Raw genomic sequence first — 13,993 nt, 5'->3', positions numbered from 1 at the left:
GAACCCGGAAGTTAAGCCCTCCAGCGCCGATGGTACTGCATGGGAGACCGTGTGGGAGAGTAGGTCACCGCCGCAATCAGCGTCGAGAGGCCCCGGACATCCGTCCGGGGCCTTTCCGCATTTCCGGGGGACTTTCCGGGGACTTTTCGGAAGCCTTTTCCCGAGGTAGCGGATCAGCGAGGGCCTCCGCGCCCGGGGCCCGGCTCGGCAGCCCGGGACGCGCCGTCCAGGTAGGTGAGCACTGCCCGCACGCGGCGGTGGCCGGAGTCGTCCGGCGCCAGGCCGAGCTTGGCGAAGATGTTGCCGATGTGCTTGTGGACGGCGTTGTCGGAGATGCGCATCCGCCCGGCGATGGTGGCGTTGTCGTGGCCCTGCGCCATGAGGGCGAGCGACTCTCGCTCGCGGGGCGTGAGGGTGTCCAGGGGGTCGCCGGTGCGGCGCGCGAGGAGCTGGGCGACCACTTCGGGGTCCATGGCGGTGCCGCCGGCCGCGACGCGGCGCAGAGCGTCGATGAACTCGGACACCCGGCCGATGCGGTCCTTGAGGAGGTAGCCGATGCCGCCGCGGCCGTCGGAGAGGAGCTCGCCGGCGTATTCGCGCTCGACGTACTGCGACAGCACCAGGATCGGCAGCGCGCCGTGCTCGCGGCGGGCGCGCAGTGCGGCGTGGATTCCCTCGTCGCGGAACGAAGGCGGCAGCCGCACGTCGACGATGGCGATGTCGGGGCGGTGCTCGGCGACGGCGTCGAGGAACGTCTCGCCGTCGCCGACGACCGCCGCGACATCGCAGCCTTTCGCCGCCAGCAGCAGCTCCAGGCCGTTGGACAGCAGGACGTTGTCCTCGGCGATCACGACCCGCACGGGTCCTCCTGAACGATCGTTACGCGCACGGTATCCGGACGGCGAGCGTGGTGGGGCCGCCCGGGGGGCTGTCGAGGCGGACGACGCCGTCCAGGGCGGCGACCCGTCGGCGTATCCCGGGGATCCCGGTGCCGCGTGCCTCGTCGGCGCCGCCCCTTCCGTCGTCGGCGACTTCGATGGACAGTACGTCGTCGGCGCGCTCGACCCGGAGGGACACCCGCGTGGCGGCGGCGTGCTTGGTCACGTTCGTCAGCGCCTCGGCGATCGCGTAGTAGGCCACCGCCTCCACGGTCGCCGGGAGCGCGCCCAGGTCGGCGAGCTCGATGTGGACCGGCATGCCCGACCGGGCGGCCAGCGCCGCCAGCGCCCCGTCGAGCCCGCGGTCGGCGAGGATCGGCGGATAGATCGTCTGGAGTACCGCGCGGAGTTCGACCATCGCCTCCTCCGCCGTCTCGTGCGCCTGCGCGAGCAGCGCCGCCACCGTGTCCGGGTCGTCGGCGAGTGATTCCCGGGCCAGGCCCAGCTGCATGGCGATGGTCACCAGACGCGCCTGCGTGCCGTCGTGCAGATCGCGTTCGATCCGCTGGAGCTCCGCTCCATGGGCGTCGACCACGCCGACCCGGCTCCTGGTCAGCACGTCGACCCGATCGGTGAGCCGCTCACGGGCCGACTGCGCGAGCACCGCCAGGCACAGCCGCGCGTGCAGACGCGCCAGCGTCGGGAGCACCCACCGGGCCGCCGCGCCGAGGACGGCGAGCTGAACGGAGCCACCGATCAGCGCGGTCGTCCAATCGCCCACATGGACATCGAGAAAGGAGAACAGAGTGGGGCGCGCGTCGGCGGGAAACGCCCACCAGAACGGCAACGCCACCGCGGCGACCAGGATGTTGCCCAGGCACATCAGGGCGGCCAGCCCGAGCGGGAACCCGACGGCGACGTGCGCGAGCGCCCAGGCGAGAGCCCGCCGCCCGGTCGGCCGCCCGTCCGCCGGAACGCCGAGCAGCCTGCCGGCCCGCTGGCGGTGCCAGTCCGCCCATCCCCGAGCCGCAGACGGCGCGAGCAGCACCGGCGACGCGAGCGCCGTGACCACGGCGGTGGCCAGCGTGCCCAGCAGGTAGACCGAGCCGGAGAACACACGGCCACGCATGCGCACCTCCTCACGACGCCGGTACGGAGATCATTATTCGTCGCCGGTCCCCGCCGGGCACTACAGCAGGCTGTACCAACGCGCGTGCGGTCGGCTGTATCGTGCCGGACGTCCGGCCGAAATAGCGTCCTCGACCATGAAACCGACGTTTGCGCGGATCCGCGGACTCCTGGTCCCGGCCCTCGCCCTGATCTCCCTGTCCGTCGCCGTCGCGTCTGTGGAAAGAGCCGACGGCGGACCGCCCCCACCGCTCGACTGGAAGCCCTGCGCTGAGGGCTCCGACGACGCACTCGGCAGGGAACTCGACCAGGCAGGCGCACGGTGCGCGGAGCTCACCGTCCCGCTCGACCACTCCAGGCCCGGTGGCCGCACCCTCAAGCTCGCGCTGTCCCGCCTCCCCGCCACGGACCGCGCCCATCGCATCGGCACCATGGTCCTCAACAACGGCGGCCCCGGCGAGAGCACGCTGGGCATGCCCCTGCAGACGCGCGCGGCGATGAAGGACCTCGCCGCCCGTTACGACCTCGTCGGCCTGGACCCGCGCTTCGTCGGGCGCAGCACGCCGATCGACTGCGGCTGGCCCATCGGCCTGTGGCTCCGCTCGGCCGGCCCGACCCGCGCCCGGTTCGATCACCAGGCGGCGGTGCAGCGCGACCTGGCCGAGCGCTGCGCCCGGCGCCACGCCGACGTGCTCCCGTACGCCAACACGCGCGACACGGCCCGCGACATCGACCTCGTGCGCCGCGTCCTCGGGGAGCGCCGGATCTCCTTCCTCGGCTACTCCTACGGCGGCTACCTGGGCGCGGTCTACATCCAGATGTTCCCCGGCCGCACCGACCGCGTGGTCCTGGACAGCGCGGGCGACCCGAACAAGTGGGGTCCCAGGGCGACGCAGGGCACCGAAGAGGAGGCGGAACGCGCGCTGCGCGGCTGGGCGGCCTGGGCAGCCGAACGTCACGGCACCTATGGCCTCGGCGCCGCCCCCGCTCGCGTGCTCGCCACAGTGAACGCGATCGTCGCCGCGGCGGAGGACCGCCCGCTGCGCGTCGGACCGTACGAGGTGGACGACCAGGTGGTCCCGTACATCCTCTCCGTCGGCTCCGGCGACGACCGCCCTGCGGCCCGCGAGGAGTTCGCCTCCACCGTCCGGACCCTGAACGAGGCCGCGCACGGCCGCCCGGCCGACCCCGGCCCCGAACTCGCCGGACTCCTCACGTTCGTCCTGACCAGCGCGGGCTCCCCGCTCGCCGGCCCGGCCGCCGCGATCACCTGCGGTGACCGCGCCGCGCCACGCGACCTCGAGACCTACTGGAACGACGTCCAGCGCAGCCGCGCGCGCCATCCCCTCTTCGGACCCCTCAAGAACAACATCTGGCCCTGTGCCTTCTGGCCGGGCCACCCGCGCGAGCGCGCCACGCGTGTCGCCGGCCCCGCCCCCGCGCTGATCGTGTCCGCCACCGGCGACACCGCCACCACCTACGAGGGCGGCAAGGCCATGCACCGGGCGCTGACCGGCTCCCGCCTGCTCACCCTGCGCGGCACCACCGCCCACGGGATCTACGGCGAATACGGCAACGCCTGCGTGGACGCCAAGGTCAACGCCTACCTGGCCACCGGTACTCTTCCCGCCGCCGACCTGATCTGCAACCCTTGACCCGCACCCGCGAGGCCGCGACACCCTGTCGCGGCCTCGCGGCGGCGGGCGCACCGCAGGGGAAGACGGGGCCTCGGCCGCGACCCGGGCCCGCCACGACGTCAGCACCTCCCGCTCGATCGTCTTCACGCTCGCGTTCCCGGTTCTTCCCGGATCGCCGTGAACACGTCGGCCCCGGCGGCTTCCTCTGCACCTGGTCGCACGAGTCTTGCCGACACCCCGTTTCAGCGCGGGGAGAGGGTGTTCTTCCAGGCGGGGTCGGCGGTGAGGACGGTGAGGTGCTGGGTGGCGCGGGAGACGGCCACGTAGAGCGTCCTGAGGCCCATGGGGGACTGGGTGGCGATCTCCTCGGGGGCGACGATGACGGCGGCGTCGAACTCCAGGCCCTTGGCCTCCAGGACGTCGAGGAGTTGGACGCGCTCGGGGACGTCCCAGGGGGACTGCGGCCAGCCCAGGGGGAGGATGACGCCGATGGTGCCCTCCACCTGGCCGAGGAGGTCGACGACCGTGTCGAGGGCGGCGTGGAGGAAGGCGGGGCGTGCGGAGTCGGGGAGGAGGCCGATGACGGCGTCGTGGCCGGTGGTGCGGACGGCACGAGACGGGGTGGCGCCGGGGACGGCCTTGGCCAGGACCCGGGACGCCACCGCGGCGATCTCCACGGAGTTGCGGTAGTTGGTGGTGAGCTCGAAGGTGTGGAGGGGGCGGCTGTTCCGGCGGTTGCCGGAGACGCCGAGGGCTGCGGACATGGCCTGGCGGGAGGCCTCCAGGTCCTCCCAGGAGGACTGGGCGGGGTCCTCGACGACGGTCCAGGTGGCCTGGCGGCCGCGGCGGCCGAGCATGCGCCACTGCATGGGGGAGAGGTCCTGCGCCTCGTCCACCACGACGTGGCCGTAGTCGGCGGCCTCCTCGGCCTCGTCGTCGACTCTGCGGGCGCGCTCGGAGCGTTCGATGGAGGTGGTGAGCTCGCGGAACTCGGGCTCCCAGTCGGCGACCTCCTCGCCGGTGAGGATGTTGACGCCGTCCACGACGTACGGGTCGTCCTCGCGGACCTTGCGGGTGGGGCGGGGGGATCTGCCCAGCAGGGAGTCGAGCTCGTCGAGCAGGGCTATGTCCTGGTAGGACCAGCCGTCCTCGTTGGCGATGGAGCCGGCGAGCCTGCCGACCTGGGCCGGGGTGAGGTCGCGGCCCGCGGCGCGGCGGAGGCGGTCGGTGTCGGCGAGGGAGAGCAGCACTTCGGCGGGGGTGCGGATCGGCCACCAGGCGGTGAGGAAGCCGCCGATCTGGTCGCGGGCGTTGGCGGTGAACTCGCCGCGTTTGATGCCGGGGGCGTCGACGAGGCCGCCGATCTCCACGAAGCGTTCCCACAGGGCGTCGAGCAGGGCGTCGGCGACCTTGCGGCGCGCGGTGTTGACCGTCCCGTGGACGCGCTGGTGGACCTGCTTGCGGATCTTGTCGAGGCGCGGGCGGTCGAGCCTGACGACGACGCCGGCGTGCACGACGGTGAGCAGGTCGGGGGCGCCGGGCGGGTGGTCGGTGACGGCGCGGCGCAGCACCCGGGCCATGGAGCCGGAGCCCTTGATCCGGGTGAGCTCGGGTGAGTCGTGGCGGGTCGCGGTCGCCCCCGGCAGCAGGTCGCCCAGGGAGCGCAGCGCCGCGGAGCCCTCGCCGAGGGAGGGCAGGACCCGCTCGATGTAGGCGGTGAACCGCTGGTTGGGGCCGACGATGAGCACGCCGCGGCCGCCGAACCTGCGCCGGTGCCGGAACAGCAGGTAGGCGACCCGGTGCAGCGCGACCGCGGTCTTGCCGGTGCCGGGGCCGCCCCGCACGATGACGGTGCCGTCGGCGGGCGCCCGGATGACCAGGTCCTGCTCGCGCTGGATGGTGGCGACGATGTCCCGCATGGCCCCTTCACGGGTGCGGGCGAGGGAGGCGAGGAAGGCGCCGTCGCCGACGACGGTGAGGTCGTCGACGAGGGCGGGTTGCAGCAGGTCGTCCTCCAGGTCGATGACCTTGTGGCCGCGGGAGTGCAGGACCCGGCGGCGGACGACGCCGCGCGGGTCCTCGGGGGTGGCCCGGTAGAAGGCCTCGGCGGCGGGCGCGCGCCAGTCGACGACCAGCGACTCGTGGTCGCGGGTCCGCACGCCGATCCGGCCGATGTAGAGCGGGCCGTGCTGCTCGGGGCCGCCGGGGGCGAGGTCGAGCCGCCCGAACACCAGGCCGTCGTCGGCGACGTTGAGCGCCTGGGCGCGCAGGGCCGCCTGGTAGACCATGGCGTCACGGTCCACCAGGGAGGCCTTGGTGCCGGTCTGGGCCTGGCGGAAGCCCTCCTGGAGCATTCGCTGGGCGTCCGCCCGCATCTCCTCGAGCCGGACGTGGGCGGCGTCCACCAGGGACTGCTCGGCCGCGATCTCGGACTCTTTGACCTGCAGGGCGTGGGTGGCCTGCCCCGGACGGGCGGACGACGGCATGGGGTTCTCCTTCTCGCAAGAGAAGAAGCTTATGCGGTCGCGACCTCGGTGGCCTCTCCGAAGGTCATGCCGAGGTGCCCGACGGTGGTGCTGGACAGCGCGGGGGTCCGGTGCAGGCCGAGCCTGCGCAGGTCCTCGGCCGCGGGGTGGCCGCCGAGGGTGACGACGGCGCCGCCGGGGCGCATGCGGACCGAGGAGGGGCGCATGGTCCAGGGGACGCGGCGGGTGACGCCGTCGTAGCAGGAGTAGGCGTCGATGACGGGGGCCGCGCTGCCGTCGGGGATGGGCAGCCCTGGTTTGACGGACATGGCGGCGACCAGTTCCCCGTCCTGGTGGACGGCGGCGCGCTGGGGTCCGGACCAGTCGATGGGCAGGTGGGTGAGGACCTTGGGGAAGCCCCAGATCTGGCGTCCGGCCTGGAGGGTGAACTCGCCGTCGACGGGCAGCCAGTGGATGAAGGCGCCGATCCCGGAGGAGGTGACGCTCCGCGGGTGGTGGACCAGGAAGGCGACGGCGAACTCGTGGTACGGGCCGAGGTCGCCGTCGATGTACTCGATGAAGGCGAGCGAGCAGATCGTGTGGGAGGGCACCGGCCGGACCACGTCCAGCCCGGAGTATCCGATGATGGTCTGCGCGGTGCGGGCGGGGACGGGGAACATGGCCGAGGCCACCCGCGCGTGGCGGATCTCCACGGGCATCGTGACGGTCCGGTCGAGTACCTGGTGCATGGCTCTCCTCTGTTCGGTCGCTGTCGCCCCGAAAAGAATTAGAACAGGTTCTAGACTGGTGTCTCAAGTTCGGTCTTGATCCGGTTCAGCGTGGTGCGCATGCCCTCCCTGTTCAGCGCGGCCCGCCGGTCCGGCCGGACACCGGTGAAGACCCTTCCCAGAAAGGACACGATCCCCGCGGACCAGTGGTCGCGGCGGAGGTCGTGCCAGTATTCGGTGAGCCGGGTGGAATCGCCCACGGGCTCCAGCCGGTAGCCCCACAGCGCGACCTCCATGCCGAAGCTGTGGACGCGGAAGGCGTGCACCCGGTCCGGCACGTGGGCGGTGACCTCGCAGTCGGTGAACCACACGAACGGACCCCGCCGGTTGAACCCCGTGAACCGGGAGCCCTCCTCCACGGGGGAGTCCCGCAGCCGGACGCGGAAGACCTCCGGCGACCATTCGGCGGCGCGGCGGGGATCCGACACCGCCGCGAAGACCTTCTCGACGGGCGCGTGGATGAGGACGCTCTCCTCGGCCACCCACTCCCGTTCCGTGCTTTCCGCGCTTCCCATGGGACGATCCTCCCGCATTACCGTTGGGGGATGGACGAGTACCTGAGCTGGCACACCTGGGACGAGGCCGAACCGCGGTTGCGGGAGGTGCTGCCGGAAGCGGCGCTGGCGACGGTCCGGCGTGCGGCGGAGGCCGCGGCGCGCTGGCACGGGACGCAGACGCGCCCCACCGGGGCGCCCTACACCGAGCATCTGCTGGAGGCGCTGGAGGTGCTGGTGCGGGGGGCGGGGGAGCGCGACCCGGACGTCCTGGCGGCGGCGCTGCTGCACGACGTGGTGGAGGACACCCCGGCGACGGTCTCCGACGTCGAGGCGGAGTTCGGCCCGGTCGTCGCCGAGTACGTCGACTGGCTGACCAAGCCGCCGGTCCGCTCCAGGCAGGAGAAGCGCACCGCCAAGGTGGGCTATCTACGGCGTCTCCGGGACGCCCCGCCACAGGTCGTCGCGATCAAGCTCGCGGACCGGGCGAGCAACGCACAGACCCTCGATCGTATGCCTGCGGACTTCCAGCGCCGCTACTACACCGAGACCGTCGTCTACGTCATGCCGCTGGCCCAGGACCATCCCTTCTTCGCCCCCTGGTTCGCCGGCTGGGCGCAGCGGTTCGCGCATCTGCGCTGAGCGTCCGGGCCTCCGCGAGTCGGCCGCCAGGGCCTCCAGCCGGGCGACGAAGGCGGGGGCGTGCTCGGCCCAGTCGAAGCGGGCGCGGGCCGCCTCGTGGCCTCGCCGGGCCATTTCGGCGCGCTCCGCGGGAGAGTCCCGCAGCCGCAGGATCTCCCGGACGGCTGCGGCGGGATCCCTGACGACCGAGCCCGCGCCGGTCTCCTCCAGCAGGAAGGAGGAGGCGGGCTCCGGGCCTGACACCACGGGCACGCCGTGGGCCATGTACTCCAGCACCTTCGTCGGCGGCTGTTGGTGCCGCTCGCGGGTCAGGGAGAGGCCGGCCATCGCGCCGGAGATGATGCGCAGCGCCCGGTCGTTGGGCACGAACCCGTACCAGCGCAGGACGCCCTCGCGCTGGGCGGCGCGCAGCAGCGGGCGGACCTGTTCGTCGGCCGGGCCGATCAGCTCGGTGGCCAGCCCGTGCTCGGCCAGGGCCCGGGCCGTCTCGACGACCTCCTCGACGCCTCCGCGCCGGGTGAGCCGGCCGAGGTGCACCACCCGGGGGTCGTCGGGCGTGCGCGCGGGCCGCCGGGGGACCGGGGTGAAGGTGGGGAGGTCGAGGCCGTGGGGGAAGCGCCGGGTGGGCGGCCCGTCCAGGACGACGGGCACCCGGCGGGGCGCGACCAGGCCGAGTTCGTGGTCGTGCAGCAGCACCAGGTCGGTGTGCGGGGCGTGCTCGGCCAGGGCGCGCCGGGCGTGGCGCAGCGCGCGGAAGCGGTCGGACAGCCGCGGCAGGTCCACCGGCGTCAGCTCCTGCCAGGGAACGACGTGGTGTGCCCTGAACGGGGCGAGATAGGTGACGTGATGGCCGCCGTCGAGCAGGGCCCGGATCTGCCGGTGCAGGATCCGGGAGTCCTCGGGATGGCGACCTACCGTGCAGACACAGACCCGCATACGACGACTCCGGAGTTCACAGGACATTCACTGGCATCGTGACCTGCGTGAATGTCCGAAAGGTGAACCCCGGAAGGCCGTGGGCTGTCAGTCCAGGTAGCCCCAGAGCTTGGCGATCTCGCGCAGCTGCGGGTCGATCTCGTCCACGCTGGGCAGCGGGCGGGCCTTCTGCACCTGGCCGGACTTGATGTTGGCGCTCCAGTCGCCGAAGACCGGCTTGATCGGGCCGTGGTCCTGGGTGCCGTAGTCGAGCATGGAGGGCTCCCACTCCACGCCCAGGTACTCGCAGATCCGGCGGGTCTGGGCCTCGGGGTCGGCGGTGAGGTCCTCGTACCGCACGGCGAGGCCGTTGAGGCGCTGCCGGGCCTGCTCCACGCCGTTGACGTAGTTGAAGATCTCCTTGACGACCGCGTCCTTCTCGGCGCCCTTGCGCCGGTTGAGGACCGACTCGACCACGGACTGCGGGTGGCGCTGCAGGAAGATGTAGCGGGCCTGCGGCCAGGCGGAGGAGATGCGGCGCCAGATCAGCGCGTTGGCCGGGGTCTTGTCGACCACGATGCGCTTGCCGCTGCGCTCGAGCTCGTGGTGCAGGACCCGGTCCCACAGGAGGTGCTCGAGCTCCTTGCGGCTCAGGCCGAGTGCCTCCATGATGCCCTCGGTGTACTCCCGGCTGGGCCGCACCTCGAGCGTGCGCAGGTGCAGCTCGTGCGGGGCGCGGATCTGGGAGTGGGTGTTCAGGAGCACGCGCAGCAGGGTGGAACCCGAGCGGACGGAGGAGAGGACGAAGACCGGCGACGGCACGAGTCGGCTGCCGCTGCTGCGGTCGGGCAGCATGACCTTGCGCTTGGGCTTGATGCCCGGCGGCCTGAGGGCCTCGGCGAGGTGTTCGGTACGGCGGCGGATGGCCCGCTTCACTGCGGTGCTGCGCTGTGCTTCCTGCATCCCTCAAGTCCCGGGTAGGTGTGGCCTCGCGGGAGACGATAGCGACACATCGGACGAATTTAGACTAATTTGGCTTAACGTTGCTGAATGTTAACTGAGGAGCGTGCAACCCGGATCCTAGTCCAGGGGTCGCCATGATCGTTTCAAGTAGCGCTCGCCGCGCCTGACGAGCGCGGGGCGCGCCTCGGCGAGGTCGTGCTTCTCCCCCGGGTCCTTGTTCAGGTTGTACAGCTCGTAGGTCCACTTCTTGCCCGGGGTGGAGTATTCGGTGCCGGGCGCGAAGCCGACCAGCTTCCACTCGTCGAAACGGACGGCCGCCGCGCAGCGCTTGCCCTTGCCGTGGTCCTCCGCCCGGTGGCTCTTGGTGGATCCGGCGTGCAGCCGCAGCCAGTAAAGGTACTCGTGCTTGGGCGCCCCTCCGGCCCCCGTCCAGACCTTCTTCAGTGAGAGGCCGTCGTTCTTCGGGGCGCCGATTCCCGCGAAGTCGGCGAACGTCTCCATCAGGTCGTACTGGACGGTCGGGTGGGTGGTGCGCTTCTTGGCGGTCTTGCGGAGCAGCTTGGGCGACCAGACGATGAAGGGGACCCGGATGCCGCCCTCGTAGAGGTTGCGCTTGACGCCCCGGTAGGGGCCGGCGGCGTCGAAGAACCGGTGCCGGACCCCGTCTTCCTCGTGCGGGCCGTTGTCGGAGGTGAAGACGACGATCGTCTCGTCGGCCAGGCCGAGCTTGCGCAGCTCGTCCAGCAGAATCCCGACATAGGTGTCGAGCTGGGTGATCTGGGCCGCGTGCACCTTGTCCTGGCGCCGCCAGTCCTTGGTGCGGTACTGGCCGAGCGAGGACACGACGGACGGGGCGTGCGGCAGTGGCAGAGTGAGCATCATCAGGAAGGGCTGGCCCTGGCGGTCGGCGTCGCGCAGGAAGGTCAGCGCCCGCTGCATGATCAGGTCGGGCCCGTAGATCGGCCCGGAGTCGCCCTTGTTGCCGGGGAGCGTGTAGCGCTGGCCGTTGTTCCAGAGGAACTCCGGGTAGTAGCGCTTGGCCATGTGGTGGGTCATGTACCCGAAGAAGTCGTTGAACCCGCGGGCGTTGGGGTTGGTGTTGTTGTTGCCCGCGTTGGGGCCGAAGCCCCACTTGCCGAACAGGCCGGTGCGGTAGCCGGCCGCCTGGAGCACCTCGCCGATCGTCGGCTCGTTCGCGCCCAGGGAGAGCTCGCCCTCCTTGGGCGGGTTGCGGCGCACCGCGCTGTGCCCGCTGTGCAGTCCGGTGAGCAGCGAGGCCCGGGAGGGGGCGCAGACCGGGGCGGAGGCGTAGGCGTCGGTGAAGCGCAGGCCCTCCCTGGCCATCCGGTCGATGCGCGGGGTCTTGATCTTCTTCTGTCCGTAGCAGCCGAGCTGGCCGAAGCCCAGGTCGTCGGCGAGGATCACCACGAAGTTGGGGCGTTTGGCCAGGGTGCCCCCCTGCTCCGGCTGGGGGGCGGCCGCGACGACGGGTTCCCTGACCTCGGCTTGGGGGGACAGCGCGGTCAGGGCCTGCGCGTCGGTGCTCTTGGCCGACGGAACGCCGGTCGTGCCGCTGGGGCGGGACGGCCATGCCGAGAAGGCCGCCGCACCGGCCGCCAAGAGGCCCGTGCTGAGCAGGAAGCGGCGCCTGTCAGACAAGTGATGACTCCTGGGGTTCTGCGGGGTGACCGGAGGCAGCTTAGCGAGAAGTCGCGGGACAAAGATTGTTAAACGGCATCGACGGCCTCCGTTGGTCTCCTGTTCACACACGAATGCCAGGTTGGAAGTCACTGACTTGATCCGACGCTTTGGGTGCATATGACTGATCTGGCCTGGGCTGAATCGCCGCTCCAGCTTCTGTCGGCCTTGGAGGCCCGGCACGCCGGCCTGCTCGGGCCGGTGGAAGTGCGTGTGCGCCCCGGATCGGATGCGTTGCACGCTACCGTCCGGGAAGCGATCAGGTTGGGGTTGCCGCCGAAAACCACGGTGATCTTCACCGAAAAGATCGGGCGAACCGGTGCGACCTGGGCACTCGGTGACGCCTTCTCCGGCCAGGCGCAGGCCCGCATGCTGCTGAGCAGGGCGCCGGAGCGGATCGTCCTGCTGGACGACGGGCTGGCCACCCTCCACCTGCTCGGCCTCCTGTGCGGACCGTGGAAGCAGCCGCTGCTGCGCGCCAGGGCCAGACCCGGGCCCGCGCGGCGGGCCTTCTCCGGGCTGGCCGGGCACCGGCTGCGCGGGCTGGCCCACCGGGGCCGGGTGACCACCTTCACCGGGCTGCCCGTGCCCTCGCCGCTGCTCGCACGGGCCCGCCGGGTCGGCATCCCCGTCATCTCCCACGAGTTCTCCTGGCTGCGCACCCTGCCGGCCGAGCCGCCGCCCGAGCAGCGGTGCGTGGTGCTGGGCACCTCGCTGGTCGCCAACGGGCTGGTCGACCGGGGCGCCTACCTGGGATGGCTGAACCAGATCACCGCGAGCGAGCCGGTGGCCTACTACCCGCACCGGCGGGAATGCCCCCAGGTGCTGGCGCTGCTGCGCGAGGACCCGGCGGTCACCCTGGTCGAACGGGACCTGCCGGTGGAACTGAGCCTGCGCGGCCTCACCCCGGAGCACCGGGTGATCAGCCTGCCCTCCACCGCCCTCACGTCGCTGCGCGTCCTGCACGGACCCGCCGGTCCCCGCATCGAGGGCGTCAGCGTCCCCGCGGACTGGTGGACCGACCAGGCGGACCCGGCACTGCGCACCCACCTGAGCGTCTTCGTCCTGGGCCCGGAGTTCGCTTGAGACTGCTCGCCATCGCCGATTCCGACTCCTACCTGAAGTGGGCGGCGGCACTGCTGCGCACCCTGCCCGGCGAACACCGCCTGGTGGTGGTGCGCTCGCCGATCACCCCGTCCGCGGCGCAGCGCCGCGCCGCGGTCAGCGGCGGGCGGGAGGACTCCCCGGTCCCCGAAGTGCTCACCGCCCGGAGGCTGCGGACGCTGCTGCGCGCGTACGACCCGGACGCCGTGCTGCTGGCCTGCACCGGCCCGGTCGTGCGGGCGCTGTCGCCCTGGGTGTCACGGGACCGGCGCCGAGTCCTGCTGACCGGGCTGCCGGGGATCTCGGTGCCCGCGAACGAGAAGGCCTGGCGGTTCCGCGCCGCCGCCGACCTGTTCGTCGTGCACAGCGGGCGGGAGGTGGCCGAGTTCGGCGCGATCGCCCGGGACCTGGAACTGCCGGGGCGGGTGGCGCGGGCCACACTGCCGTTCCTGCACGACGCCGCGACGTCCGAAGGCCCCCGCGACCCGGTCGATCCGGGGGGCGACCCCCAGGCCCCCGAGGGGCGGTCCGGCCGATCCTCGCTTCGCTCCGGTCGTCCGGACCGGGTTGATCTGGGGGGCGACCCCCAGGCCCCCGAGGGGCGGTCCGGCCGATCCTCGCTTCGCTCCGGTCGTCCGGACCGGGTCGTCTTCGCCACCCAGGCCAAGGTCCCCGAACGGCGGGAGGAGCGCGAACGCGTTTTGTACGCGCTGGCCGACCTGGCCCGGGCCCGGCCCGACCTGCGGGTGGTGGTGAAGCTGCGGGCCAGGGCGGGGGAGGAGCAGACCCACCGCGAGGACCTGCACTACGAGACGTTGTGGCGGGAGCTGCCGGTCGAGCACGGGCTGCTGCACTTCGACGCCGGGCCGATGCACGCCCAGCTCGCCCGGGCCGCCGGGTTCGTGACGGTGAGCTCGACCGCCGCGCTGGAGGCGATCGCCGCGGACGTCCCGCTGCTGGTGCTCTCGGACTTCGGAGTGAACGAGCGGATGATCAACCTGGTCTTCGAGGGCAGCGGGGTGCTCGGCACCCTGCGGGAGCTGGTCCAGGGCCGGTTCCACCGCCCGGACGAGGCGTGGTGCGCGGAGAACTACTTCCACCCCGAGGCCGAGAACGACTGGGTGCGGGAGCTGGAGGCCCTGGTCGCGCGGGCGCGGACCCTGCCCGGACCCGTCGGCGACCCCGGCGGCCGGTGGGCCAGGACCAGGGCGTCCCTGCGGGTGGAGCTGCCTCCGGTGGCCTACCGGGGGGCGCTGCGGCTGCGCCGCGCGCTGCGCTGAG

11 protein-coding genes, 1 rRNA gene and 1 pseudogene are annotated in these 13,993 nt (G+C 72.3%); 5 read left to right on the top strand and 8 right to left on the bottom strand.

Annotated elements, in window-relative coordinates:
- Positions 1 to 76: ribosomal RNA gene (gene rrf, locus ABGB12_RS25420) — 5S ribosomal RNA — on the top strand; the annotation flags it as partial.
- A gap of 97 nt (positions 77 to 173) precedes the next feature.
- On the opposite strand, the gene ABGB12_RS25415 is transcribed toward rrf, so the two are convergent.
- Entirely contained in the window at positions 174 to 860 is a 687-nt protein-coding gene (locus ABGB12_RS25415) for a response regulator transcription factor (protein WP_347681957.1), read from the bottom strand.
- Positions 861 to 879: 19 nt separating this feature from the next.
- A complete protein-coding gene (locus ABGB12_RS25410; RefSeq protein ID WP_347681956.1) occupies positions 880 to 2,007 on the bottom strand; it encodes a histidine kinase in 1,128 nt (375 codons plus the stop codon).
- Positions 2,008 to 2,143: 136 nt separating this feature from the next.
- Here ABGB12_RS25410 and ABGB12_RS25405 point away from each other — a divergent pair, with 136 nt between their 5' ends.
- Entirely contained in the window at positions 2,144 to 3,661 is a 1,518-nt protein-coding gene (locus tag ABGB12_RS25405; RefSeq protein WP_347681955.1) for an alpha/beta hydrolase, read from the top strand.
- A gap of 224 nt (positions 3,662 to 3,885) precedes the next feature.
- Here ABGB12_RS25405 and ABGB12_RS25400 read toward each other — a convergent pair whose 3' ends face one another.
- From ABGB12_RS25400 to ABGB12_RS25390, 3 genes are read right to left on the bottom strand one after another with little or no spacing between them, the layout of a single operon-like run.
- Positions 3,886 to 6,129: an AAA family ATPase gene (locus tag ABGB12_RS25400; RefSeq protein ID WP_347681954.1), complete on the bottom strand. Its 2,244-nt coding sequence runs from the start codon at positions 6,127 to 6,129 to the stop codon at positions 3,886 to 3,888.
- A 29-nt stretch (positions 6,130 to 6,158) separates the two neighbouring features.
- Positions 6,159 to 6,857, bottom strand: a complete 699-nt coding sequence (locus ABGB12_RS25395) for an acetoacetate decarboxylase family protein (protein ID WP_347681953.1) — start codon at positions 6,855 to 6,857, stop codon at positions 6,159 to 6,161.
- Between the two features lie 50 nt (positions 6,858 to 6,907).
- Positions 6,908 to 7,411, bottom strand: a complete 504-nt coding sequence (locus ABGB12_RS25390; RefSeq protein ID WP_347681952.1) for an SRPBCC family protein — start codon at positions 7,409 to 7,411, stop codon at positions 6,908 to 6,910.
- Between the two features lie 30 nt (positions 7,412 to 7,441).
- Between ABGB12_RS25390 and ABGB12_RS25385 the strand changes: the two genes are divergently transcribed.
- Positions 7,442 to 8,032: an HD domain-containing protein gene (locus ABGB12_RS25385; protein ID WP_347681951.1), complete on the top strand. Its 591-nt coding sequence runs from the start codon at positions 7,442 to 7,444 to the stop codon at positions 8,030 to 8,032.
- A 69-nt stretch (positions 8,033 to 8,101) separates the two neighbouring features.
- Here ABGB12_RS25385 and ABGB12_RS25380 read toward each other — a convergent pair.
- The 3 genes and pseudogenes from ABGB12_RS25380 to ABGB12_RS25370 form a co-directional block, all read right to left on the bottom strand.
- A pseudogene (locus ABGB12_RS25380) lies at positions 8,102 to 8,968 on the bottom strand (glycosyltransferase); the annotation flags it as partial.
- An 87-nt stretch (positions 8,969 to 9,055) separates the two neighbouring features.
- Positions 9,056 to 9,910, bottom strand: coding sequence for a sulfotransferase (locus tag ABGB12_RS25375; RefSeq protein ID WP_347681950.1), 855 nt, complete (start codon positions 9,908 to 9,910; stop codon positions 9,056 to 9,058).
- 117 nt (positions 9,911 to 10,027) lie between these two features.
- A complete protein-coding gene (locus tag ABGB12_RS25370; RefSeq protein ID WP_347681949.1) occupies positions 10,028 to 11,569 on the bottom strand; it encodes an arylsulfatase in 1,542 nt (513 codons plus the stop codon).
- A 327-nt stretch (positions 11,570 to 11,896) separates the two neighbouring features.
- On the opposite strand from ABGB12_RS25370, the gene ABGB12_RS25365 reads away from it, so the two are divergent.
- Positions 11,897 to 12,694 (top strand): hypothetical protein, encoded by a 798-nt coding sequence (locus ABGB12_RS25365; protein WP_347681948.1) that lies wholly within the window; start codon positions 11,897 to 11,899, stop codon positions 12,692 to 12,694.
- Positions 12,691 to 13,992 carry a DUF6716 putative glycosyltransferase gene (locus ABGB12_RS25360; protein ID WP_347681947.1) on the top strand — a complete coding sequence of 434 codons (1,302 nt, stop codon included), beginning with the start codon at positions 12,691 to 12,693 and terminating at the stop codon, positions 13,990 to 13,992. The genes ABGB12_RS25365 and ABGB12_RS25360 overlap by 4 nt, the downstream gene beginning before the upstream one ends.
- Position 13,993 lies beyond the last annotated feature (1 nt).

Source organism: Actinocorallia sp. B10E7, from assembly GCF_039871655.1.
GTDB lineage: Bacteria > Actinomycetota > Actinomycetes > Streptosporangiales > Streptosporangiaceae > Actinocorallia.
This window is presented reverse-complemented; position numbering and strand designations above follow the sequence as displayed.

Bases quoted from the DNA above. Each gene is read 5' to 3' on its own strand.
- ABGB12_RS25405 (WP_347681955.1), top strand. From the start codon at position 2,144: ATGAAACCGACGTTTGCGCGGATCCGCGGACTCCTGGTCCCGGCCCTC.
- ABGB12_RS25400 (WP_347681954.1), bottom strand. From the start codon at position 6,129: ATGCCGTCGTCCGCCCGTCCGGGGCAGGCCACCCACGCCCTGCAGGTC.
- ABGB12_RS25385 (WP_347681951.1), top strand. From the start codon at position 7,442: ATGGACGAGTACCTGAGCTGGCACACCTGGGACGAGGCCGAACCGCGG.
- ABGB12_RS25395 (WP_347681953.1), bottom strand. From the start codon at position 6,857: ATGCACCAGGTACTCGACCGGACCGTCACGATGCCCGTGGAGATCCGC.
- ABGB12_RS25375 (WP_347681950.1), bottom strand. From the start codon at position 9,910: ATGCAGGAAGCACAGCGCAGCACCGCAGTGAAGCGGGCCATCCGCCGC.
- ABGB12_RS25410 (WP_347681956.1), bottom strand. From the start codon at position 2,007: ATGCGTGGCCGTGTGTTCTCCGGCTCGGTCTACCTGCTGGGCACGCTG.
- ABGB12_RS25390 (WP_347681952.1), bottom strand. From the start codon at position 7,411: ATGGGAAGCGCGGAAAGCACGGAACGGGAGTGGGTGGCCGAGGAGAGC.